A 3,369-nucleotide genomic window follows, 5' to 3' on the forward strand; every position below is an offset into this window, starting at 1 on the left:
GTGAGAGATTCCTCGAAGGATCACACGGTGACCGCTCTGTCGTCGATGCGTCGAGCTCGATCACCGTGCGCTACACCACTATGCGGGACTCAACTAGCGATGCGATATCGGCGTAGCGGGAGCATCGTCGCTGTAATCGAACCGGATCGAACCAGCTTCCCCACGGGTGAAGGTGCCGACGAAGTGACCTTCCAACCACGCGTACAGAACACGGGTCATCGCAGGTCCATCGCAGGTAGGGCCGTCGGCTCGATATGCAAGGCCCGCAATATCTTCCGAAGACCGACGAGATCGTTCAGCCGCGCCACTCGCTCGATATCGGCTACCAGTTCTCGATCGACACCGGCACGCTCGGCCAGCTCACTGCGCGTCATACCCTGGATTACGCGTTCGTCCCGAACCACCTGAGCCAGGGTCGCAGGACAGCGCAGGTATTCCCGTCTCGGTCGATGCAGCACTTCTCGCACTCGTGCCGCGTTGCCCGCGATGGCATGAACCACCAGGTTGGACCCACCGTCGAGGTGAGTCGGAGGCCGCCCACCCCACCAGTCGACCAACAATTGCGCCGGGTCTTGCGCCGAACGCAGCAGCCGCAATCGCTGGGCCGTCCGTGCGCGAACCTGACCGGATAAGCCGGTCAGGGACTTCGTATGCAACACCCGGGCAAGTGCGTGTTGCGACACCTCGGACAGTGGCCGACGCACGGCATGTCTGCCCGGCGGATCTTCGTCGATCACCCATCGACCCTCCATCTTCCGAGCAGCCAACGAACCTCCCGCAGCCAGAGCGCGAACTCGCCGGGGCGACACTCCGGCGAGTTCCGCGTACTCCGCGACATTCATGACACAACTATACCGACAGCAACCCGCCATGCTGTTCAGCCGACATGTTCGATGAGGCGATTCGAGATCAACCCCATCGCGGGCCAGTTCTCCGGCGAAGAGCTCCCGGTTCTTTGTGCCTACCGGCTCGGTCCCGACGGCGGATACGAACAAACCCACCGGGTGGCCGCAGGCGATACGGCGGAGCTTCGCACGCCGTTCCCGGTCACCATCGCTCCTGCCCTGAACCGGGCACGCAACCGACGCTGCACAGCTACCCTCGGACGTCAGTCAGACCCGTCCTATCGGTACTCTCCCAGATGGAACCGTTGATCATTCTGCGCCGCAGTATGATTCGGCCGCTCCGTAGGTCGACGGTGCCATCCGGGCGGTATGAGCCGACGAGAATTCAGAAGGGTGCCGAACACTGTGACCCCACCGAGGCTGTTGCGCGGACAGAACATCCCGCTGCCCGCCGACACGACCAGCATCGAAGCCGTGATCGGCTGGGCCGAGTCAACAGTCGAGGTGGACGCTTCTGCCCTACTCCTCGGAGCCGACGGAAAAGTTGGTTCCGACGCCGATTTCGTCTTCTACAACCAGCCCCGGTCCGCCGACGGTTCGGTGCGGTTCGAGGGTACGGGGGACACGGGATCGGGAACGCAGGCACGGATCGTCATCGACTTGTCGGCCGTTCCTGAACACGTCCATGCCGTTGCGCTGGTCGGCAGCGTCGCTACGGGCAAGTTCGGTGCGCTCGGTGAACTCACGTTCACGATCCTCGACGGGGCGCGACGTTCCCTGGCCGTATACGCCTCGACGGACGCGACGACAGAGACAGCATTCGTGTTCGGTGAGGTCTACCGCCGAGCCGGCGCATGGAAAGTCCGGGCGGTGGGTCAGGGCTGGGACTCCGGGTTGGCCGGTCTGGCAACCGATTTCGGTGTTGTCGTCGACGAGGCAGACGATCCCGCACCCATCGGCCTGCCGGAGTCGACGAACATCGCGACCCCCGCCGAGCAGATACCCGAGCACGAACCCGGCGCACCCTATCGACTGTGGGGTCGGCCGCGGAACTGGAACGACCACGAACTGGACGTGCCGGACGAGTGCCTGCCGGCAATCCGAACCCTGCTTTCAGATGACTTGTCCGACCACCGCGTTGAACTGACTCGCGAGGTCGAGTTGATTCCCGAACCATTCGGTGCCCGGGGACCTTGGGCGATTTCGGTCCGAGGCCAGGGACGCACGATCGGTTACCTGGATGCCGAGATCTCGCAAGCTTGGACGGGCCCCATCAGGCGAATCGTCGCCTCGGGATTCATTCCGACGACTTCGTGCCGCATCTCCTACAACGAATACGAGGGTTGGGATGCGACCGAGTCCCGTGCCTGGGTGCAAATCGGACTCGGCGAAGCGTGCGACGCGATTCCGTTGAACGAACTGCCCAAGGCTGCGCACACGATCGTCCCCCGCTCGGCCATCGTGCAGGTGACCAAGGAACACGAGCACTTCGACGTACTCCGTGAGTTCGTGCCCGCCAACGGTCACGGTGTACTGATCGTCACTCTGCACGAGAATGTGCCGGATGGCGGGCGGGCGAAGCCGCACGTGGAGGTCCGCGTCGACGATCGGCGGGTCGGTCAGCTGACCCCGCAGATGAGCCAACGTTTCGCGCCGCTGATCCAGCACCTCGGCGAACGTGGGCTTGTCACGGCCTGCTGGGCCGACATCACCGGTTCCGCGGTCGCCGCGAAGATCCGAATCGACAGCATCAAGGCCAACGAGGCATCTCCGCAGGTGCTGGACGGACCACCCGTCACTTCCCCGCAGCTGTGCCCCGAATTGGACGATCCACTCGCGTACGACCTCACCGCCGCAAGAGCATTGCTCGAACCGCGACAACTCGTGCAGCCTGTATCGAGGCCGTTGCCGGTCGAACCGCCGGATGGCTCGATCTTGCGCTTCGCCAGGGGCAGCTACACCTTCGTCGCGGTGCGCCGCGGCAGCAGTTGGGAAACCACCTCGACGGGGAACGGCGGTGCGATCGAGCAAGTGATGTCGTGGACGAACCTGGGCACACGCGCCCGAACATTCGACATCGCAACCGGTTTCGCTCCCGTTGAACGCCGCGGAGACACCCTGACCCGTCAATCGCTCGCCGTCATCCGCTTCACCGTGGGCAATCACTACCTCGCGGCAATCAACGTGTGCTCCAGGGGAAGCGACGAGGGCGACTGGTATACGACGGTGACCGACGCCGCAGCGCGCCGGCTGCCGTTCGGCGATCTTGCGAGTTGGCCGGAGATCGCACAGCACGGACAGCACATCCAAGTCGTATCCGCATGGACACAGCTCGGCTTGCCAACAACTCCTTGAACCTGGATCTGGCCCAGTTTCCGTGAGCCGTCGGCCGGGCTGTTCAGTCGCTCAACAGGATTCGCTTCCTCAACAGGTCTGGCTTCGCTCGGCCGAACATCTGCCGTTTCAGCATTTTGATGCGGTTGACGTGGCCTTCGACGGTTCCGCTGCTCCAGGGCAGCGTGAA

Annotated in this window: 2 protein-coding genes; one reads left to right on the forward strand and one right to left on the reverse strand. The window is 63.7% G+C overall.

Features of this window, described 5'->3' with window-relative positions:
- Positions 1–215: 215 nt before the first annotated feature.
- Positions 216–842: a helix-turn-helix domain-containing protein gene (locus ACFWUP_RS31275; protein WP_379239594.1), complete on the reverse strand. Its 627-nt coding sequence runs from the start codon at positions 840–842 to the stop codon at positions 216–218.
- Between the two features lie 408 nt (positions 843–1,250).
- Here ACFWUP_RS31275 and ACFWUP_RS31280 point away from each other — a divergent pair, with 408 nt between their 5' ends.
- Positions 1,251–3,200, forward strand: coding sequence for a TerD family protein (locus ACFWUP_RS31280; protein WP_379239595.1), 1,950 nt, complete (start codon positions 1,251–1,253; stop codon positions 3,198–3,200).
- Positions 3,201–3,369 lie beyond the last annotated feature (169 nt).

The organism is Nocardia sp. NPDC058658 (genome assembly GCF_042716665.1).
GTDB lineage: Bacteria > Actinomycetota > Actinomycetes > Mycobacteriales > Mycobacteriaceae > Nocardia.

Excerpts from the sequence above, each read along its gene's own strand:
- ACFWUP_RS31275 (WP_379239594.1), bottom strand. The coding sequence starts at position 842 with ATGAATGTCGCGGAGTACGCGGAACTCGCCGGAGTGTCGCCCCGGCGA.